General features: G+C 37.4%; 20 protein-coding genes and 3 pseudogenes. 12 read left to right on the top strand and 11 right to left on the bottom strand.

The features are described 5' to 3' along the window. The 4 genes and pseudogenes from AC4IFO_RS21145 to parM all read right to left on the bottom strand — a co-directional run. Window positions 1-77, bottom strand: a pseudogene (locus AC4IFO_RS21145) (hypothetical protein); the annotation flags it as partial. A gap of 22 nt (window positions 78-99) precedes the next feature. Continuing rightward, window positions 100-483 (bottom strand): translesion error-prone DNA polymerase V autoproteolytic subunit, encoded by a 384-nt coding sequence (gene umuD, locus AC4IFO_RS21140; protein ID WP_490737372.1) that lies wholly within the window; start codon window positions 481-483, stop codon window positions 100-102. An 81-nt stretch (window positions 484-564) separates the two neighbouring features. Then, the gene (locus AC4IFO_RS21135; RefSeq protein ID WP_490737370.1) at window positions 565-951 is read right to left on the bottom strand and encodes a plasmid partitioning/stability family protein; all 387 of its coding nucleotides are present in this window, start codon (window positions 949-951) and stop codon (window positions 565-567) included. 4 nt (window positions 952-955) lie between these two features. Continuing rightward, a complete protein-coding gene (parM, locus tag AC4IFO_RS21130) occupies window positions 956-1,927 on the bottom strand; it encodes a plasmid segregation protein ParM domain-containing protein (protein WP_490737368.1) in 972 nt (323 codons plus the stop codon). Window positions 1,928-2,283: 356 nt separating this feature from the next. Here parM and AC4IFO_RS21125 point away from each other — a divergent pair, with 356 nt between their 5' ends. The 3 genes from AC4IFO_RS21125 (at window position 2,284) to AC4IFO_RS21115 (ending at window position 4,970) form a co-directional block, all read left to right on the top strand. Further along, window positions 2,284-2,919, top strand: a complete 636-nt coding sequence (locus tag AC4IFO_RS21125) for a division plane positioning ATPase MipZ (protein ID WP_196725506.1) — start codon at window positions 2,284-2,286, stop codon at window positions 2,917-2,919. 2 nt (window positions 2,920-2,921) lie between these two features. Then, window positions 2,922-3,200 (top strand): ribbon-helix-helix domain-containing protein, encoded by a 279-nt coding sequence (locus AC4IFO_RS21120; RefSeq protein WP_196725505.1) that lies wholly within the window; start codon window positions 2,922-2,924, stop codon window positions 3,198-3,200. A 636-nt stretch (window positions 3,201-3,836) separates the two neighbouring features. Beyond that, window positions 3,837-4,970 carry a hypothetical protein gene (locus AC4IFO_RS21115; RefSeq protein ID WP_490737365.1) on the top strand — a complete coding sequence of 378 codons (1,134 nt, stop codon included), beginning with the start codon at window positions 3,837-3,839 and terminating at the stop codon, window positions 4,968-4,970. Between the two features lie 927 nt (window positions 4,971-5,897). On the opposite strand, the gene AC4IFO_RS21110 is transcribed toward AC4IFO_RS21115, so the two are convergent. From AC4IFO_RS21110 to AC4IFO_RS21095, 4 genes and pseudogenes are all read right to left on the bottom strand, one after another. Then, entirely contained in the window at window positions 5,898-6,203 is a 306-nt protein-coding gene (locus AC4IFO_RS21110; RefSeq protein WP_371007688.1) for a type II toxin-antitoxin system RelE/ParE family toxin, read from the bottom strand. Next, on the bottom strand, window positions 6,196-6,438 hold the full coding sequence (locus tag AC4IFO_RS21105) for a type II toxin-antitoxin system ParD family antitoxin (protein WP_071548927.1): 243 nt from the start codon (window positions 6,436-6,438) through the stop codon (window positions 6,196-6,198). Before AC4IFO_RS21105 ends, AC4IFO_RS21110 begins: the two co-directional genes overlap by 8 nt. A 468-nt stretch (window positions 6,439-6,906) precedes the next feature. Beyond that, window positions 6,907-7,742: pseudogene (locus AC4IFO_RS21100) on the bottom strand (Rpn family recombination-promoting nuclease/putative transposase). Window positions 7,743-8,092: 350 nt separating this feature from the next. Further along, the gene (locus AC4IFO_RS21095; RefSeq protein WP_371007687.1) at window positions 8,093-8,740 is read right to left on the bottom strand and encodes a helix-turn-helix transcriptional regulator; all 648 of its coding nucleotides are present in this window, start codon (window positions 8,738-8,740) and stop codon (window positions 8,093-8,095) included. 191 nt (window positions 8,741-8,931) lie between these two features. Here AC4IFO_RS21095 and AC4IFO_RS21090 point away from each other — a divergent pair, with 191 nt between their 5' ends. The 3 genes from AC4IFO_RS21090 to AC4IFO_RS21080 are packed head-to-tail and all read left to right on the top strand — an operon-like array spanning window position 8,932 to window position 11,588. Then, complete coding sequence (locus AC4IFO_RS21090) at window positions 8,932-9,309, top strand: RidA family protein (RefSeq protein ID WP_371007686.1); 378 nt, start codon at window positions 8,932-8,934, stop codon at window positions 9,307-9,309. A 29-nt stretch (window positions 9,310-9,338) separates the two neighbouring features. Next, window positions 9,339-10,592 carry an MFS transporter gene (locus AC4IFO_RS21085; RefSeq protein WP_371007685.1) on the top strand — a complete coding sequence of 418 codons (1,254 nt, stop codon included), beginning with the start codon at window positions 9,339-9,341 and terminating at the stop codon, window positions 10,590-10,592. Between the two features lie 21 nt (window positions 10,593-10,613). Beyond that, a complete protein-coding gene (locus AC4IFO_RS21080) occupies window positions 10,614-11,588 on the top strand; it encodes a sugar phosphate isomerase/epimerase family protein (RefSeq protein WP_371007684.1) in 975 nt (324 codons plus the stop codon). Between the two features lie 140 nt (window positions 11,589-11,728). Here the strand turns inward: AC4IFO_RS21080 and AC4IFO_RS21075 are convergent, their stop codons facing one another. Both AC4IFO_RS21075 and AC4IFO_RS21070 read right to left on the bottom strand, forming a co-directional pair. Further along, complete coding sequence (locus tag AC4IFO_RS21075) at window positions 11,729-11,821, bottom strand: Rpn/YhgA-type helix-turn-helix domain-containing protein (protein WP_490737360.1); 93 nt, start codon at window positions 11,819-11,821, stop codon at window positions 11,729-11,731. A gap of 407 nt (window positions 11,822-12,228) precedes the next feature. Beyond that, window positions 12,229-12,378 (bottom strand): Rpn family recombination-promoting nuclease/putative transposase, encoded by a 150-nt coding sequence (locus AC4IFO_RS21070; RefSeq protein ID WP_490737374.1) that lies wholly within the window; start codon window positions 12,376-12,378, stop codon window positions 12,229-12,231. 210 nt (window positions 12,379-12,588) lie between these two features. Here AC4IFO_RS21070 and AC4IFO_RS21065 point away from each other — a divergent pair, with 210 nt between their 5' ends. From AC4IFO_RS21065 to AC4IFO_RS21045, 5 genes are all read left to right on the top strand, one after another. Next, window positions 12,589-12,915, top strand: a complete 327-nt coding sequence (locus tag AC4IFO_RS21065; protein ID WP_490737358.1) for a DUF6506 family protein — start codon at window positions 12,589-12,591, stop codon at window positions 12,913-12,915. 14 nt (window positions 12,916-12,929) lie between these two features. Next, entirely contained in the window at window positions 12,930-13,742 is an 813-nt protein-coding gene (locus AC4IFO_RS21060) for a helix-turn-helix domain-containing protein (RefSeq protein WP_371007681.1), read from the top strand. 924 nt (window positions 13,743-14,666) lie between these two features. After that, window positions 14,667-15,911 carry a ParA family protein gene (locus AC4IFO_RS21055; protein WP_490737356.1) on the top strand — a complete coding sequence of 415 codons (1,245 nt, stop codon included), beginning with the start codon at window positions 14,667-14,669 and terminating at the stop codon, window positions 15,909-15,911. 5 nt (window positions 15,912-15,916) lie between these two features. After that, window positions 15,917-16,939 carry a ParB family protein gene (locus AC4IFO_RS21050; RefSeq protein ID WP_490737354.1) on the top strand — a complete coding sequence of 341 codons (1,023 nt, stop codon included), beginning with the start codon at window positions 15,917-15,919 and terminating at the stop codon, window positions 16,937-16,939. 585 nt (window positions 16,940-17,524) lie between these two features. Next, window positions 17,525-18,838: an NAD(P)/FAD-dependent oxidoreductase gene (locus tag AC4IFO_RS21045; RefSeq protein WP_490737352.1), complete on the top strand. Its 1,314-nt coding sequence runs from the start codon at window positions 17,525-17,527 to the stop codon at window positions 18,836-18,838. 100 nt (window positions 18,839-18,938) lie between these two features. On the opposite strand, the pseudogene AC4IFO_RS21040 reads toward AC4IFO_RS21045, so the two are convergent. Further along, a pseudogene (locus AC4IFO_RS21040) lies at window positions 18,939-19,140 on the bottom strand (transposase); the annotation flags it as partial. Window positions 19,141-19,318: 178 nt separating this feature from the next. Here AC4IFO_RS21040 and AC4IFO_RS21035 point away from each other — a divergent pair. Beyond that, the gene (locus AC4IFO_RS21035; RefSeq protein WP_490737350.1) at window positions 19,319-19,861 is read left to right on the top strand and encodes a helix-turn-helix domain-containing protein; all 543 of its coding nucleotides are present in this window, start codon (window positions 19,319-19,321) and stop codon (window positions 19,859-19,861) included. The last annotated feature ends 720 nt before the right edge of the window (window positions 19,862-20,581 follow it).

Here is a 20,581-nt window from a genome sequence, read left to right as displayed (position 1 = left end):
CAACCGTCATTATTCGAAAGGCAAACAATCGGCTTTCCTTTTAAATCTGGCCGGAAAACGGATTCGCAGGAGGTATATCGATGAGCGCAAACATGTTATTTACCGACAGGTATGCACGGCATAACGAACGACACCGAAAATTTGCACGCCAGTATCGTCATTAATAGGGATAGCAGGAAATTGACTGTTAGCGGGAATAAGCGCCTTAGTCGGCGTGACTTGCAGGTATTTACAGGTGAACTCCCCGTTGTATTCAGCGACCACAATTTCCCCGTGGCGGGCAGTAAGATGACTTTCGACTACCAATAAGTCGCCGTCAAAAATCCCCGCATCCTTCATCGAATCCCCTGAAGCACGAAGAAAATAGGTGCTTTCAGGATAGCGAATAAGTTCTGTATCAAGCGATAAACGCTGCTCGACGTGATCTTGAGCTGGGCTTGGAAAGCCACAGGCGATTTGACTTTCAAATATTGGGATTTGCATAGCACACCAAATAACTGTATAAAAACACAGTATCAATATACTGCATATTTTTACACTATACAAATATCCCGAGTAATCTTTTTACACTAATTTTGATAACTTGTTTTTCACCTTCGCTAAAGGCTGATCGGTTTTTATCTCTGCGATACTACTGTCTTCTTTCAATCTTGAATTAACGCCAAGCGCTTCAATAACGGCCTGTATTTCAGCCTGTGACGGTTTCCAACCCGTCGTTTGCGAAATTAACATCACAAGCTGTTCCGCCGTCAATGCCCCATTAAAGAGTGTGGCCAACAACGCAGGTAACCGTGCATCGAGGTGTTGTAATGCCGCACCACAGATAAATGCATGGCGGAAAAATTCTCCCCTAGCTGAACGTGGTATCGATTCGATAATGTCTAATGCCTGTTTATCAGCTGGGTTTTCGGGATGAAGGTATAACGTAAATTTTTTCCGCTCATGACTCATTGAGTTAATCCTCTTTAAAATAAGCAATAGCTTCAACTAATGCCGTTTGGGGCGAGTCTAACAGTGTAATTTTATCATCAATAAGGTGCCATGCTTTTCTGATCGCAGGTTCAATCAAAGATGCGCCTCCGCCAACCAGATAAATACGATTCACATTTTTAAATGGGCTAAGTTCATCAACGACACGCTCGCCTAATTGTTTAATCGCAGACTCAATGGTTTCTAAAACTAACGGGATTTTAGACTCATCATTGACAATTTGACGAACAAACAGGTCGCTGTGGCGTTGCTTTATTAACTCATCAGCAACTAAAGCACTGGTATCACTGGACGCCATTTTTAATGCACTCAGTGCAGCTTGAGTGACCATTGAGACACCAATTTCAGAGTTACCATGAATGGCACTCACACCATCAAACTGACCCACAATCACGCCTACATCCAGTGTTGTTCCGCCCAAATCAATCACCAGTGACTTTTCAAACTCCCCCACATTATCATTAACTAATTGAGTTAACACGGCCGGTAAAGATTCAGGCATCACCTCGACATCTTTAATCGTAAAGGTTATTCCTTTATTCAGTTTTACGGGGCGTAGAACATTTTCAATCTTGCGCTGAATATTTAATTCATTCTTTTGGCAATCTGCCGTATAGAACTCACTGATGGGTAACGTAACAACCAGTTCGACTTCTTGAGGTTCAAGCTCACTGCTTAACAATGCATGGTGGATAGCAAGGACATTCGCATCTGTATACTGATACTCAATATGAGTCGTTCTAATGGCCTGCTCACTGACTTCGTCATAAGTGAACTTTTGACCATCCAATTCATAGTTAAACGTCCCCTTTCCACCTAACCCTTCAATTTTCCAGCCTTTTTTAAAGGAATTCGTTGATAACTTAGTTTGAAGTGTTTGTTTATCAAACCATGCCAGCTTCACATTTGTAGAACCATCGTCGCAATATAATTTCATACACCCTCACGTATAACTCAAATTGAGAATTTTGATACATTATTAAATACTCAAATAGAGTATCCAAGAATGTTCATCGCCCTAAAGACTCAGTTTGAGTAATATACCATAAGTATGAAAAATGAAAACATAAATCATATTTATTTTTTCATACTTCATACTTATGAATTCATAGTTATTAAATCATACGTTTTGATTTGTCGTATACTTCCGATAAGTAATAAGATGATTTCAGATAAAAGGATTGTGAGCCCCTTTGGGGATAATGAGTAAAATAACATCAACTAGATTTTGACTTAAAAATGACATAGTTTATAATAATTCACACTTCACAAATCATAATTATGAGAAAATATATGATAACTGTCATAGGTGGAAACAAAGGTGGGTCAGGTAAAACAACAACAGCAATAAATATTGCTGTTGCTTTGGCTAAAAAAGGCAAAGACGTTTGTTTACTGAACGCTGATATACAACGCACGTCAGCAAAATGGCACGCAGAACGAGAAACCGCAGGTATTGTGCCAAGCATAACTTTGATAGAAAAATTCGATAACTTAACCCAGACGTTAAAAGCCTTAAATGAAAAATATGAACATATAATTGTTGATGTGGCTGGTAGAAACTCAAGAGAATTTATTACTAGTGGTGTAATCGCAGATCAAATAATAGCACCATTACAATGTTCTCAGCCTGACTTAGATACTTTGGAAGAATTACAACAACAAGTAGAAGCAATGAGGGATCTTAACCCTGAATTAAAAGTATTTTGCCTGCAGAGTATGGCTACCACTAACCCAGTACTAAAAGGCAATGAACGAAAAGAATTTTTAGAATACTTATCGGAGTTTCCAACTATAAAAACAATGAACACAATAATCTGCTTTAGAAAGGTCTACAGAGATACGATGAGCATAGGGTTGGGTGTCTTAGAAACTGAAAATCAAACGGCAAAAAATGAAATTGAACAATTAATAAATGAGGTCTTTTAGTAATGGTTAAGAAACCGAGTCAACAAGCAGCCAAAAATCGCAATGAAATAACAGCGGAGCAAGCAGACCTATTAGCTAAACGTTTAGCAGATAAACCTTATGGTTCAACTGAAAATCATTTGCAAGAACCAGAGAAACAAAGCAGAACAACTATATCGTTAAACGAATCAATGCTTGTAAAACTTGAAGACATGGCATTAAAAAACAAAAGGGAAGGAAGAGAGCCTAAAAGTGTAAGCGCAATTGTTAGGGAAGCATTAGAACTATACTTATCCAAATAAAAGCTAATTATACATAGCTACTTTATACAAAGATTTTTGGTATGAATTGTGATTTATGAATTATGATTTGTGATTTGTGATTTGTGATTTGTGATTTGTGATTTGTGATAGTTAGCATATTACATAATAAAAATTCAGTTCAACCATATGAATAACAAGTATTAGAAAATTAATGTTAGATACTCTAATTTAGAGTGTCTAGTTTTACATGCAATATATCATTTAAGCATAACTATATGATAAGTATACTCTAGTTATCGATTTTCATATCATTTGAATTATATTTGTGATTTAAACAATACATTATCATTTAAGTCACCATGGAAAGCTCTTGAATGGAGTGGTGAATGGAATTTGACAAGATTAGATATTTATCTCGTAGATCATAATCAATTCTGACAGTCTGCTGTGAGCGAGAAGCGGAAGTTCAAAATTGTGTACAATTATAGATCATTACTAACTCGGTAATTCTTTGGCTATCCTGCATCTTATGCCTTTCTTCGGGTCTGCTTTTCCACTTTGATGACATAATATTATCAAAAACTAGGGGTTACCGACTCATTACATGGAGTACTATAATGGTGAGGGTTTGGTGAAAATTTCTCGTTGTCGAGTTTACATTGTATAAGGATAGCTATGAAGATCACGCCTGTGAATACTAGTCTGTTTGGAAAAAATTCGGAGCTGATAAAAAAGTATTTCGAATATTTTTCCGAGTTATTAGCTGAAAGATTTGAGGTTCAACCTGAGGTATTTGCTACTTATTTAGGTACTTTTGAACTATTTTTAATGACAAGGACATGGGATGCGAATTTGTCTTCTCTAGAGGGGAAAATCAACATTTTGTTGGACTGGTTTGCTTCGCTAGATAAGTCGGTTGCAAAAGCTGTTTTTGTTAAAGCGGATGAAAGTTGCAGAGAGGCAAATGATTCCTTCTGGTCAATGACTAATTCTGACCCAAGGACTAATAATGAATATTCTTTTAAAGAAAATATTGATAAGCGATTTGAGACAATCAACAGTGTCTTGGAGTACATGGTGGCAAAAGAGGGTTGGCTAATTGCTGCTTTCCAAATCAAAAAAGCTAATGTGGGGGAGACGATTTCTTTGAATGATTTGTTGAGTAGTTGCAAATCTTTTTTGGGTGAAGATAGTAATCTTGCTATTGTTAATGAGAATTTATTCGAAATTCCACTTAATCAGTGGCGAAATATCGCGGCGCACAAGAGTTACAAGTGTTTTGGCGGAAAAGTTAATGCAAGCTATGGTAGAAATATAGTAAAAATTGCTACGCTTTCTGAGGATGAGCTAGAGCGCGTATGCATGGAAATCTATAAGTTAAGGATTGGGATTAAACTTATTGTAGGACTGACTTTGAACATTGTGGCTGCAAGAAATCAAGATTTCATGGACGTTGCTCTGCCTTCTCCTCGGTCATTTTTGCACGATCTAAATTATATGCTTGAAAAGTATGGTGCTCAGGTCGAGAGTTTCATGCTTTTGAATGAATTAGCTGTGGGGGGGAATAAAATTGAAGTACCGGATGATTTTTCTATCTTTGATGTAAAATTTACTTACGATGGTGGTGATACTAGCGATGATGCTCGTGTCCTAGAAATTGTACTACGCATTGCTAACGTGCTTTCACATATCTTTAGTGAGAACAATTCTCTTCCTGAAAAAGAAAAAGTTCTGCTTCATTTTTCTCAGTCGCCCGATAATGGATTTCACATGTTATATTCTTATGATGAGTATAATGACTTGGCTTAGAAATTATTCTTGGGTAAGGGAGGGGGCAGAGACTGGCAGAGTCATGATCAAAAGTCGAGGCGATCTCAATATTGATGCGAAAAATGTTTGGAATGAGTGGCTATCATATAAAAATACAAAGAATTATGAATAGTATTGATGTGCTGCGAACAGAACTTCTTGAAATCGGTAAGCGATTCGAAAAGGGGATGTTATGATTTTCGGTGATCCCTATCGCTTTGCTATCTGGGTTGAACATGTTCCCCATATGGGGCGAGTCTATAAAGAATGGTTTCTTTTATTTCTTTTTAAACGAGAATATGTATCTTAATGGTATCCGTACATCAACCTTATTCGTAGAGTGAGAAGCGAAATTCACAAGACATAAATCGCCCTATTATAGAAGATATAAATCAAGAAAAAGTGAAATTAATAAAATAATATCAAGCTTGCGGATGGCACTACTTATTTATTAAAGATAGAGCATTAAGGACGTTCAGCAAGTTAGTCTTGATCTTAAAGATCATATCGACTGCACTTTGTGTGTGGCTTCTTAAAGTGTCTTGTAACACTTCTCTTTATTCAGTCTTCCTCAAACCTTATATCTACCTAATTTTTGCTAGTCACGCTGACACATAAGTGGCTAAGGTTTTAAGTTTTCCTTAATCGTAATCAGCTCTACATAATTTAGTATATTTCGTCGCAGCAACTTCCGCTTCTGGCACAAACCTGACCGAAAACTATTTTATAAATCTTCCACAATAGATATAAAACTATAATAATTCATTGGTACAATTTAGGTATACCTTATCTGCACTAAGCAATATCGTACGAATTCCTTATAAATAGCAACTTAAAGAGAACCAGTTCCACACGGTAAGTTTAAAGAAACTAAGCTAGTTAATGAGAAGGGATTTATAAAAAATGAAATAACTGAAGTTTTCGAGTCTACAGGTCAATCTCATCAAAATAAAAGTGCTTTAACGGCTCCATTTGTTGATGAAGAATTCGGATAACAAAAATATCATCGGTTCTATATCGGTAAAAAATTGCATGCTTAGAGTGGTTATGACGCCTAACCCCAACTGCAATTTCTGTACACTCGATTCCTATCAATGGATTGGAGCTAATCACTTCTAGTACATCGTGTAAATTTTTGGTGTATTCATCCGCTTTCCTAATACCAAAATTCACGAGGGTATACTCGAATATCCCTTCAAAGTCTTTAGCCGCTAAATTAGAAAGTTTATACATTATGAGCGTTCTTCACTTTCTTAGCGATATCTTGGAGTGTTAACGACGACTCACCACTTTGCTCACCGGCATCAATTAACATCTTCAATGCTGCTGTTTGCTTTTCTTGGACCTCAAGTAAACGTAGAGCAGAGCGAACGACTTCACTTGTTGAGCCATATCTTCCAGACGAAATGAGTTGATTAACAAACTCATCCAGTTGAGCTCCGATTGTTACACTTGTTGTACGAGCCATAAAATTACCTTTGTGTTAATTATTAACACAAAAATTTTAGTTGACCCATTTTATAAAATCAAGTCAATTAAATCTATAGCTTTAGAGTATGCTGAAATAATACAATTATCAGGCATACAACATGCACAATGTTATCGACTAAAAAAATCTTTAAAATCCTTTAGTGTTACTGGCAAAGATTAACCAACTGAGCTAGCTTAGCCAGTAATCGGAACCTAACGCGCAATGGAACAAAAACTTACGTTAAGAAAATCTACCCCCCTTGGTTAACATTTTACTGGATGAAGTTTATGACTGGATTCGAACTAAAACTGTGGTGGCGAGAATTTAATTATATTAGGAACGCGCCGCTGAAGAACTGGGTGTGAGTATGCGAAGTTACAATAGTTATGAAAAAGCGCAAATATAGCTAAACGCATTGAGCTATATTTGTATTAAGCACAAAAATGAAAAAAAGGTAGGACTAGCTTATTGTAGAGAAATAAGCTCTTCGCGGCTTAAACCAGTACTTTCAACAATAAGGTCAAGGCTAATCCCATTTTTAAGCAAGTTACGCGCCATCATGATTTTAGCATCACGCATTCCTTCCTCTCGACCTTCTTCACGGCCTTTTTCCCAGCCGATTTTTTCGCCTTTATCTTGTAAACATTGTGCAATATTCACGATGCTTATCTGCCTGCTCACTCAATTGCTGGACAATATGTTCAAAATTGGGTGAATCCAGCGCAATGACCTCGTAATTGAGGATAGTGACGATGTCATTATCACTATCCTACTGTTAATTAAGCGCTTGTACCAATAGCGGAATAACACGGTAAAACTCATTCCGCAAATATTTGTGTTTCATCGCCAACTCCATCACGGCCACCTTGCGATGATTGACCAACTCGTTATCATCTATTACCGTAACATCAACTAAAGGGAACGGCTGGGTATACAGTTTATTGGCTATATCCGGTAACAAAAAACAATCGGCCCACAGTTGAACGACACAGTGATAAAACAGAACTGGGACAACTAGCGGTAATGTTTTATGCCTTGCTGAAGATACTGGTTCATGGCTAAGAAAGCATAGTTCATCAGCCTCCAAGCCATGAGTTTATCGGGCGTCGATTGATGCTACACAAGAAGGTAAATATATCCTTCTCCTTCGGTTGTTTGCACCGAATAGAGTACATCGGATAATCGAGAACGCAGCTGTTTGTCAATAAACGAGGAGTTCGTGAGTGCCAACGTACTGAAATCACCAATGACTTGATGTGCTCAGGTAAGTGGATATCAAAAAAATCCTTTGTATTCTCCACTTACGTCATAAACCCTTTAAAAGCCGCATCATGTGCGGTCGGCGTATCCTTGAGTTTCATTATCCTGCCACTCCTCACTAAAGAACGCCAATCATAACGCAGAATTCGTTAACTGTTCGTTTTTCAACGGTTAGTGCCTATGTTAAGGCCGTTTTTAATTTTCGCCCACGTGTTATATGAGATGATTTTTTTAATTTCAATGAATTATCTTATTGATGGGCGAAAAAAGAAAAAACATCCGTTTTAGTCTAGGTAATAAGTTATCTTTTTATTATTCTAATAAAAATCATAATGAGAAATAACAACCCTATTTATAATATATAACAGGACTGTTACTTTTTTACGTCATCTTAAGAGTTAATTTTTCTAAGGTGCTTATATATGGTCGCTGAGCTAATACCTAATTCTACAGATACTATCTTATGTGCAGCTGAGAATTCAAACATGCCACTGTCATGTAATTCTTTAATGATTTCAAAATTTTTATTTTTACTTGGGATGTTTTTATTTGAATAAATCGTGTTCTTTATCGGCTCAAGATGATCCATGATTAATTTATTCACATCTTGGGAAAAATTTTCATTTTTTGAATTATTACTACTACTCATCAAATCGACCATCGCATTCATTGGCATATCTAATGCCCAATTCATACATACCATACCAATCGGTTGGTTATCTAAATTCACAATTAAGGTTGAAGACGAACGAAACGGACGAATGCTTTTAGTATTGAAGTAAACATCCCAAGATGAATGACTCTTTTTAAAACCAGCCAACTTTTCCAATGCAATATTAGTAACAGGAGCACCAAGCGTTCTCCCAGTCAGATGCCCATTGGCTATATGGATCACTGAGCTGTGTAAGTCCTCAAAACTATGTAAAACAACTTCACAATACGGCCCTAAAAACTCACCAAGGCAATCAATCATAGGGGTATATGATTGCAATAATTTTCGATCTTGCTCAGTAAAAACATAATTAATATTCATATCCATACTCAACAATCCACTGATTAAATTTCCATAACTTTAATAAGTTAAATTAAATTTTTCAATACTAAATCCATAAAAACACATTTAAGTATAATTTTTTTATACTTAGTCAAAAAATTGATAATAATCACGGAAGGGAAAATATGATTGTGATTTAATCATCAGCGTTAAGATCATAAACAAAGGAATCCATAATGATTATTTCAACTGAAAATGCCCCTAAAGCCATCGGTCCATACTCCCAAGCCCGACAAGTGGGTAACGTCGTTTATATCTCTGGCTGCTGCCCTTTCCATCATGAAGATGGCTCCGTTGTTGGTACAGATATCACCACACAAACCAATCAAGTGATGAAAAACCTCAAAGCAATTGTTGAAGCTGCGGGATACTCCATGGATGACGTGGTCAAAACCACCTGCTTCATCAGTGATATGAATAATTTCGTAACTTTTAATGGTGTCTATCAATCTTATTTCTCTGAAGGTATCTACCCAGCTCGTTCCTGTGTAGAAGTTTCTCGCCTTCCAAAAGACATATTGATAGAAGTTGAAGCTATCGTTTTGAAGCAATAAGCGCTAAATATAATAATTAAGGCGGATTTATGAATAAGTGGATAAGACTTAGTTTTCTCATTCTTGGTGCTGGTACTATTTTCAAATTATCCAGTATGAAAGATGTGTTTTACGTTCCTATGCAGCAAGACTGGGGGCTGACAAATGCCCAAATTGGCTTTGGTTTTACTGTTTACACCATTGTTCAAACCATTGGTCTATTCTCATCATTATATATTGCAGATAGATTCTCGAAAAAAATCCTTCTACCCGTAGGGTTAATTGGGGTTGGGCTTTGTGGCGCGTACTTATCCACTCTTCCGCCATTTACTGGTTATCTAATTTCATTTGCTGTTATGGCATTGTTTGCTGATGTCATTTATTGGCCTGTACTACTTAAAGCCGTGCGCTTACTCGGTGACAAAAAAGAACAAGGCCGCTTATTTGGTTTTCTAGAAGCGGGTCGAGGGATAGTCGATGTCATTATTGCTTCTGGTGCCCTATATGTTTTCGTCCTTTTTGGTGAAGGCAAAGCAGGTATGCAAGCTGGGTTAATGTTCTATACCATAATAACAATACTTATTGGTGTGATTACTTATTTTATTATTAGTGATGATGATAAAAAAGTTGCTGAAAACTCATCTGAGGCAAATAAACAAGTTCTCGAAGGAATTAAAAGTATCATTAAATGCCCTAACTTGTGGCTTGCCTCCATGACCATTTTTTTTATCTATGCATCATATTGTGGGCTGACTTACTTTATTCCATTCTTAAAAGATATCTATGCATTACCGATTGCGTTAATTGGTGCTTACGGGATCATCAATCAATATGCTCTAAAAATGGTTGGGGGCCCTATTGGTGGCTTCTTATCCGATAAAGTATTTAAATCACCAACCAAATTCTTACAATTCACTTGTTTGTTATCTGCGGTAGCAATGGGTGGCTTCATGCTATTACCTCATGAAAACATGAACGTATATCTAGGTATGGCTGCAACATTAGGATTCGGTGCAATTATATTTAGCCAGCGCGCCATCTTCTTTGCTCCAATGGAAGAAATTGGAACAAAGCGTGAGTATGCTGGCTCCGCAATGGCATTTGCTTGTATTCTTGGCTATATGCCCGCCATGTTCGCTTACGCAATTTATGGTTCTTTCTTAGACAACTACCCAGGCATAACTGGTTATAACTTTGTTTTTGGCATGATGATCATGTTCAGTTTATTCGGTTTCGTGACCGCAAAAATACTAACTAAGCGCATTAAACAACGCGAAGCCGCTGGCATCGACGTAAATGAATAATATTGATATCACAGGTGAAAAATGAATAGCATCGAAGCAAAAAAAATTATTGAGCGAATTGATTCAATACCACTATACCTACACGCTTACGCTTTCCATTTAAACATGAGAAAAGAACGTATTTTACCCGATGATTTATTAGAAATAGCCAAAAAACACTGTTTGACTGGCGCTAAAATCCATGTGGAAGATGGGGAAACGCAAGCTCTAAAAACCATGAGTGATGAGCAACTTGAAGATTTTGGGAAAAAAGCGAAGCAATATAATCTCGATTTAAAAATTGAAACTAGCTCATCGGCCGCCGCCGCTATTGATGAAGCTGTTCATATCGCATTAAAGACGGGCGCTAGTTCCATCCGTTTTTACCCTCGTTATGAAGGAAACTTGCAAGATGTTCTGTTGAAAGTCAAAGCTGATATCCAGTACATCAAAGAGACCTACGAGCATACTGGCCTTAAGTTTGTTATAGAACAGCACGAAGATTTGAAAAGTCATGAATTAAACCAGTTAGTGGAGGAGGCTAGCTTCCCTAATTTTTCATTACTGTTTGATTTCGGCAACATGTTTAACGCGAATGAATTACCATTAGAAGCGTTCGAAAATATGAAGAAAAACATCACTCAGGTACATATGAAAGATGCTGTCCGCATACCTGAAGGTAAAGGTTTTGGCCATAAAGCCAGCCTCTCAGGTGAAGGCGAAGTTCCAGTCAAAACGCTGATAAAACAATTGATTTGCTTAGGTGATGAACAACCTCAAGTGGTTTCTTTTGGTTTAGAAGAAGAAGTGGATTACTACGCCCCAGCATTTCGTTTTGATGATGAAGGTGATAACCCGTGGATCCCTTATCGTGGCGCTAGCGAAACGCCGATGCCAACAGAAGGATTAGATACACGGTTAGAAAAAGAGATTAACGATGCAATGAATCAACTGACTTTTGTTAAAAATATTGCTGAAGAATTAAAGCAAGAGGCGATAGCTGCTTTAAATAAATAAGTTTAGTTCAGTTAAAATCCGCAGTAGTATGCAACTACTGCGGATTTTTTATGGGCTTCATATCCCTGAAAACTGAGCGTGAGTGTGCGAAGTTACAAGCGTTATGAAAAAGCGCAAAAATGAAAAAAGGTAGGTTCAGCTTATTGTAGAGAAATGAGCTCTTCACAGCTTAAGCCAGTACTTTCAATAATGAGATCAAGGCTAACTCCATTTTTGAGCAAGCTACACGCCATTGTAATTTTAGCCTCTCACATACCTTTTTCAATACCTTGCTGCAATCCCTCTTGACGGCCAATTTCTCGTCCTTCTTGGCGGCCTTTATCTTGTAAGCGCTGCGCAATATTCACAATAACCTCCTAGTGTTTATCTGCCTGTTCACTCAATTGCTGGACAATATGTTCAAAGTTGGGGAGTTGATCGCAATGAATAGATAATTGAGGATAGTGACGATATCATCGTCACTATCCTACTGTTGATTAAGCGCTTGTACCAATAGCGGGATAACACGGTAAAACTCATTCCGCAAATATTTATGTTTCATCGCCAACTCGTTATCACCTATCACCGTGACATCAACCAAAGAGAACGGTTAGATATATATATGGTAACAAAAAATAATCGGTCCACAGTTGGGATATGGCTAAGGCGAACGACCACCGTGATAAAGCAGAACTATCATCACCAATGGCGATACTTTATAGCCTAGTTGAAGATGCTGATTCATAGCCCAAAAGGCATAAAGCATGAGTCTCCAGGCCATTAATTTATCAGGCGTCGATTGGTGTTCCACAAGAAGGTAGATATCCACTTCACCTTGAGTCGTTTGTACAGAATAGAGAGCATTGGATAGTCAAGAGCGCAGCTGTTTATCAATAAACGACTTGACGTGTTCTGGCAAATGGGTATCAAAAAAATCCCACTTCAGTGTCGTTTCGATACAATTCTATTTTAGTGTTCATAGGTAGAATTATAACTCATTCTATTTAGCAGGGGTTTCAATATGTCTGATATTTTTAAAGCCGCCTTTATTTTTGTTGCACCGTCCGCTGATTCCACAAAACATATGTCTTGGGTAAAGACAGACAAGGTACACGTTAAAATGATCGCAGTACATGACTATCATCAAGGTTGTATGATAATTGATAAGTTATATCTTGAGGGTATCAAAGCGATAGAGTTATGTGCAGGATTTGGTCATTTGGGTGTTGCTAATATAGTGAAAGCTGTCGACGGACGAATGCATGTTGGTGTTGTACGTTTTGATCGTCATCCTTGCTTGGATAATCTCAGCGGTGATACTCTTTACATACCATCTTCTGAATCTTAAATATTGCATCATATATGCTATGCCGTAGATACCAGCCCCACCCCGATTTGCAGCCTTGGCTAGCGCATTGTTGGGAATGGGGCTTCAATAAAAACCACATTTTACCAGAAATTTTCCCGGGGACGGGCGCTGAGATTCTTTTTAATCTGGGAGATGATTTTTCGATAACAAGTGTATCTCAATATGGCTTACCTCAGAATTTTTTGGTTAATCAAGGTGCTGCTATATTACTTAGTCCGCGCTACCGCCGTCTGATTTTTTCCCCTTGTAACAAAGGCCATATATTAAGTCTACGACTGCGTTCTGCTGCTTGGTTCGAAATTTTTAATATACCGTTAGATCATATTTGTGATCAGGTGTTACATCTTGATGAATTGGGTATTTCCCCTCCCAAAATCGAACTTATGCACAAACAAGGGGCGCCTATTCTAGGTCACTGGATACGACAAGAGCTCACCCGACAATCTCGTCGTGAGCTCAATCTTTTGCACCCAATAGAAAAACTCTATCGTGGTCTTCCTTATAGTGAATTTAGACAGTTATTGGATATAAACCCGCGTACACTTCAGAGACGATTACGTTGCTATCTTGGTGTTGATGCCCGTTATTTCCAACGCACAGCTCGCTTCCAGAGAACGCTACGCAGGTTGTTATCAGGAACACCATTATTTGATACTATGTTAGATGAAGGTTATTATGACCAATCTCATTTTATCAAGGATTGTCAATTCTTTACTCAACGCTCACCAACTAACTTACTAGCTCAAGAGCAAATCATTCTTAACTATTACAATCACAAAATAGACACACTTGTTAGTTTTTTTTAAAAAAACAATTCCACATGGATAAACAAGAAGAAAATCCCCGTCTCGGTTCCTAATGATTATTAGCAAGATCTGCCGTAACTCCTCACACAAGGCGGGAGGTGAGCAGCCACACTAACCAGTATATTGAGTAACGCAGACAGATATAAACTATGTCTGCATTTGGCGCTGGCTGTGTAAAAAAATGGTTTCACGTATTGAGTTGTCTGCATAGCTCGACGAATTTATGACAAACGTATTTAATTCCCTTTCCATTGAATACGATGCAATATGTCCGTAACATCTGAGGAGGTTCCCCACACTCAGTTGGCCATTTTTATCATACCGCATCACCCTTGGCAGTATTGTTGTACGGTACGCCAATATATGACTTATTGACTACAGCTCCCCTTTCAAATAACGAGTCGATATAAGTAGCTCTCTAGTTCTGGCATTTTCAATTAATTCATCTCGTAAACAAATTTCCATAGGGAGAAATTGTCCATTAGGGAATAACTGAGGCCAATGAATCGAAACAGCCTGAAGAACCACTTCCAATGATAAATATTTTTTTGGGTAGGGGAAGCAACTTGCTTGGGGCGAACAGCTGATTTATGGAGGAAATTTATATGTTTTTAACAAGTTCCTATGTAAAAGGTGATCGCACTGTCTTATTGGTTTTAGTGCAAAAAAGAGGGTGTTAGAGTGCTTAATATAAATAGTTCGCCATTGCTTATTTTCAACGAGTCTCCTCGCTATCCATTGCTATTACAGGAGTTTAAAAATAAATAACCCCAATCTTCCATAAAAACAACCCCCTTGTTCGCCAAGACATGACCATTCAAAACCCAATCATAAAAATCAAAATAGTGCACTGAAGCGCAATATTAACTTGTTATATGCTCAATTAGCACTGATAATGTAAAAAAAATAAACAAGGGATAGCCTATGTCAATTCTAGATCAAATACTAATAATTGGTCAGCGAATGAAAGCTGAACAAATTTCACTAAAAGAATCCATCGCGGAAGTAAATATAATTAAAGTTACTGATGAACAAGTAGATGGTCTGGATAGGCTGATATATAACCACTGTTTAAACAAAACAGCATTGGCTGATTTTTTTGGAAAATCTCGCAATACATTCTCAAAAATTGTGACTGAAATGCAGGCGAAGGAAATCATCGGCGAGCCTATTTTTCAAAATAAAAATCACCTTTATACTCGGTTCGACGTTCAAGTGATCATGGAAGAACTGGGTGCTCACCGTTATTCAGATATGTATAAGCCAAGAGTCATCGTCATAGAAAACCACAAAGGTGGAACAGGGAAAAGTACAACTACAGCAACTATTGCAACAGCAGCTGCATTAGATCTAAATCTAAATGCCCGCTGTTGCATTGTAGACCTAGACCCTCAAGGTTCAATCGGAAATAACCTTATCCGAACCACTAACGATGATGATATTTATCTGACAATCACCGATGTTTTGCTGGCTGAATACGAACCTGAAGGTGATTATTCTAAATATATAGCCGCGGGTTATTCCGAGGCAGATATCATCTCCAATATCCCATTCAGTACACATCTTCCAAATATGGATGTGATCACAGCCTTTCCCACAGATGATAGATTCACTGATCTATACTGGCGCTTAAGCAAGGATGAGCGAAATAAACTCCTCACTCGTTTTAGAGATGTTGTCGTTCCTGTTCTAAAAGAGCACTATGACCTTATATTTATTGACACCCCTCCACAAGACTCTCCAATTATCTGGTCAACAAATGAAGCTGCTGATGCACTACTCGTGCCAATAACTCCGCGTGAGTATGATTTTGCTTCCACAACCAATTACATGTTAACGATTGGTACACGTTTGCAGCAACTCCCATCTAGAGGTGAAAATATCAAATGGATGAAGGTACTCGCTGTTAATGTTGATGATAAAAGCCAGCATGAGGTTCGAACATTAAACAAGCTTGTGCGTACCGTACAGGACAAATTCATGACAACTAATATAAAGCATTCAGAAGCTTTTGTTGCAGCAGCAGAAAGAGGCAGAACAGTCTTAGATATCAAAAAGTCAGAAGATTTATGTCCTGCAAAACAATTCGATATAGCTGAAATGTCAGTAAATTCGGTATATCAACAATTTATAAATGAAATCAAAAGTTTCTCTGCAAAAAGTGAGTAATCCGTATGACCGATGTAGAAAGAGGTACAAACAAAGATATGTATTTAGGAAGTTCGAAGAAAACACGTTTTGAGCAGAGGAATGGATTACCCTCATTAAAAGGGGGAAATATCACAAGAAGAACCTTTACACTGAAAGATGGGCGTAAAGTTGATGCAGAACACATTATAGTCCCAGGGAATAAAGTCTCTGAACAAACTGTTGTTCATTCTCTGAACCCTCGTAACCAGGAAGCACTGGATGAGAACTCCATGGGTGATATTCTGGAACAAATAAAACAGCGGGGAGTGGATACTGAAGGTATTGCTGTCAGAATAGATGGTATTTATCACTTAATTGAAGGTAGTCGACGCCGCTATTGCTGCATAAAATTATCTACCGACCTACCATTATGGGTTTTACCAAACGACATCTCCAATGAAGATATTTTCTCTATCATTAGTGCTGCACAAAGTTCTCGAAAGCTCTCTTACCGCGAGGTAGGCATGCAGTATCAGAAACTAATGGAGGATAATAATTTCACGACTAATGAACAATTAGCCCAACATATTGGCTTAAGTACTGAGTCAGTTCGTAAACGTATTCAAGCAGCATTAATTGATGTACGTCTAGTTAATTTATTTCCTGACTGCGAAGGAATACCTAACACATTCTATGCCCGTCTTTCTAAAATCCAAAGTAATGTTAATAAAGAAGGCATAGATCTAGCAGTACTATGCAAAGAGGTCAGAGATAATCGTAAAGGCCTAGTAATCGAAAATATCCAAGAAACACAAAAAAATATATTAGAGGATCTATCAACTGTTTTAGACTCGATGACAGCCAAAACTAAGCCAGCTTCAACATGGAAAACCTCTGATATTATCGAGTTCAATAACAAAGATCAGTATGCCCGTATTAGTTACAGCGGTAACGGCAGAAAAGTACGTTTTGAATTTAATAGACTTAATCAGACGGTTATTGAAGAACTTGAACGCTTGATAAAGCTAAAGCTTTCTAAAATGGTTCAAGAAAAAAGTAAAGAATAAACAGATTAATGTAGCTACTCCTCGTCGTAAATGGCGAGGCTTCCCATTTATTGGACCGATATACGGAAAAATAACATATCAAAACCAACCATATTTCGCCAAAAAAGCCAATAAAATTAAATCAATATAAACAATACATTATAATTCAATTTCCATTTTTACGTAATAAAACAACCCCCTTGTTCGCCAAAAATCACGAGGAGTCTATCTTATTCTATATGGTGTTAATAGCGGACGCTTAAACCGTCCCCCGTTAGCTGAGGAATAGACCGTTATTACCAGAAGATGTAGTGAGGGTAGGGGAGGGGAGGGAACCTTATAATGTAAAATCAGTGATTTTACGGTATTTTAATTAAAGTCATTTTAATACCCATTCTAACCTGACCCCGCGATTTTAAAAAACCTCATAAAAGACAAAATCAAAAGATAATGATTTTGATATCCAATTTACCCCTTTTAAAATTTTAACAACGATGCATTTTCAAAGGATACTGTGATAAATTCAGTTATCTTCCTCTTTCCTCCATTCCCGATTGGACGAGGTCAACAGAGGGCTATTTGATGAATATTTAAAGGGACTAATAAATGAAATATGCTTCTATACCTTTTAACCAAAACAAAAATGGATGGTTAAAAGAGAGCTACGAAAAGAAGGTCTATCCAAGACTACGTAAAAACGATAATGCAGATTGGGTCGTCATTGGATCAGGCTTTGCCGGCGTATCATTTGCTAGAAATTTAGCGATAAATAATCCAAGTTATAAAATTATTCTTCTCGACTCGTCTACTGCAGCTGAAAGCTCTTCAGCAAGAAACTCAGGCTTTATTATTGGATTACCTCATAATATAGGTAGTTCAACAACTGAATTGAAAAAAGCTCAAACATATAGAGCTTTATTGGAGGAGGGTATAGATGAGTTAAAAACCTTAACCGAAAAATTCCAGATTGAGTGTGAATGGGAAAATGCAGGTAAATATCATTGCCAAGTAAATACAAAAAACGAGAGTGTATTAAAAGAATACATTGATAGCCTAGGCTCAATGAATGAACCACATCAACTACTTAATAAAGATGAACTTTATCACAAGTTGGGTACTAGCTTTTATTCCAAAGGAATTTACACACCGAATTCTATCTTGGTCAACCCAGCTAATCTAATAATAGGTTTAGTCGATAACCTGCCTGGAAATATTATTATTTATAACAATACTCCAGTTATGGGGATACAGACGGGAGCAATTCATAATGTATTAACGCCATACGGCACAATTAAAACGCCAAACATCATGCTAGGTACAAACGCTCTATCCCGAGATTTAACACCTATAAAAAATCATCAAGCAGCTATGGCTACATTTGCAAGTATTACTGCGCCACTAACTGATGAGCAACAAGCAAAATTACCTAAAATGGATAGCTGGGGCCTAACGCCAGTCAATGCCATTGCAGGCGCGACTCTTCGCTATACTCAAGATAATCGGTTTTTAATTCGTCAACATGTTATCCCTGCTTTGGATGGCTATGTAGACGCAAAAAAAACTTATCAAGTTTATGAACAGCATAAAAAATTGTTCTATAAAATCTACCCACAACTGTCTGACATTTCGTTAGCCAACACTTGGTCTGGAACTATTAGCGTAACCCGAAATGGCAGTCCGATTTGGGGTAAATTAATAAAAGGTATTTACGCAGTAGGGGGATGTAATGGGGCAGGGATTTCAAAACAAACAATCGCAGGAAAACTACTAGCTGATTATGCGTTGGATTATGAAAATCCACTAATTAATTCTATGCAAGAATTAGGTAAAGCAAATTATTTACCACCATCACCTATATTAGATATAGCAATCAACCTTTCATTAATGAAAGAAAACTATATAGGAAGAACCGAGATTTAATTGGTTTATTAACATCCTCCCATCTTTATCCCAAAGAGTACTCCCACCGACATAAGGTGGGAGGGGAAATTTGGACTGGCTTAAAAAGCCCGTAGGATCATCAGCTACACAGATGCTGAATGTATTGTTTCACAACTTCCAGCGGCGCACCTCTACTCGAACCAGCAAAGTATGAATGAGACTGAAGACCGCTTTACCATATGTACACTGTAAAACCAAAAACTCATTACACACACCGTTGGATGTTACTGCTTTCAGAAATTAACCAGCACTGATAACTACACTGTTGGTAGGTACTCTATCTAACTAATCTGAACACGACTCTAAGTCAATAGGGAGCTCACAATTCTTGAGCTATTAAGGCTGGTTATTAATGCAATATCATATTTAACATAATCTAGATTATACGCACCAATGTTGTAATAGCAAAGTTGTAATATCCGCTATTGGGCTAAAAGTTAAGAGTTAGATTATACAGAATTGGCAAAACTTGATGGGCTAATGGAGAAAAATGAGCAAAACCACCATACTCAAGTTGCCCTGGTTTCTACCTCTCTTTGTAATGTGTTGGTTCGCTTAACCAGATTGCTTGATTGTCCCAAAGATATTTCATTCCTTTTGCCTCTTTTTCAGGCAGAGATTCATTATTATTTACTGAAAAGCAAGTTGGGCGGTTATCTTCGTTATCAACTTAATCGAGGGCGGGCAATCAACCAGATCAACCAGGCTATTCAATGGATACGTCACCATTTCCGTGAGCCGCTTGATGTTGACAGGCTGGCTAAACAAGTGGGAATGAGTCGCTCTAATTTTTATCTGCACTTTAAAGAAACCACCAAACTTAGCCCATTGCAATATCAAAAAAATCTCCGATTAATAGAGGCAAGGCATTTGGTTAATAGAAAAAATATCAATATTACAACTATTGCTTTTGATGTTGGCTACGAAAGTGCATCCCAATTTAGCCGAGAATACCACCGTTATTTTGGTATCACTCCACAACAAGAAAAAATGGGAAAATAAATTACTATTATTATGAAACAATAGTTATACCAGAGCTACGAGCAAATTTAGAATATAAGCACGCCTTTGGCGTGAGCATCGCGGCAAAGCCGCTCTATTTCTAGGCAACTCCCTCCTCGTCTTTTATACTCTGCTTCATGTATATTCCCAGACCGGCTAAACTGCTATTTAAATACAATGACGGATGAACAAGCCTGTCGATAAATGGCAACGTTGATATAAACCTGAATATCAGGTGCAGAAGCGATCTGCCTTTATGAATTGCTTATTCAATATGGAGACGATTTTAACGTGAAATACGCAATTGGTCTTAAGCAAAAAACACACTAACCTATTATTTGTAACAAGCCCCTTTTTTTATACCATCAATATTAAAGAGAATTCAATGAGATGCTATTTACTTGTTTGTTGTTTAACTTTTTCTTTTTTTAGTCACAGCGACAACAACAATGAATTCAAAAAATTAATTCAGGAAGCCTTAGATAGACAGCCACCACTATGTTTAGGCGAAACTCAATGGCCTATTTCTACAATAAAGGACGATTCTTTATGGATAAACGCTAAAATGGAAGCATTAGTTGATGCAGATCTAGCTAAAGTACGGCTAGCTTCAAATAAAAAAGAATGGCAATTAACCCATCTAGGGGGGTTGTGCACATTTCCTCGAAATGTGCCACCGTATTAAAATATTACTTTAATTATCAAATTATTAGCTTTTTA

This window comes from Providencia sp. UF-224 (genome assembly GCF_058245955.1).
This window is presented reverse-complemented; position numbering and strand designations above follow the sequence as displayed.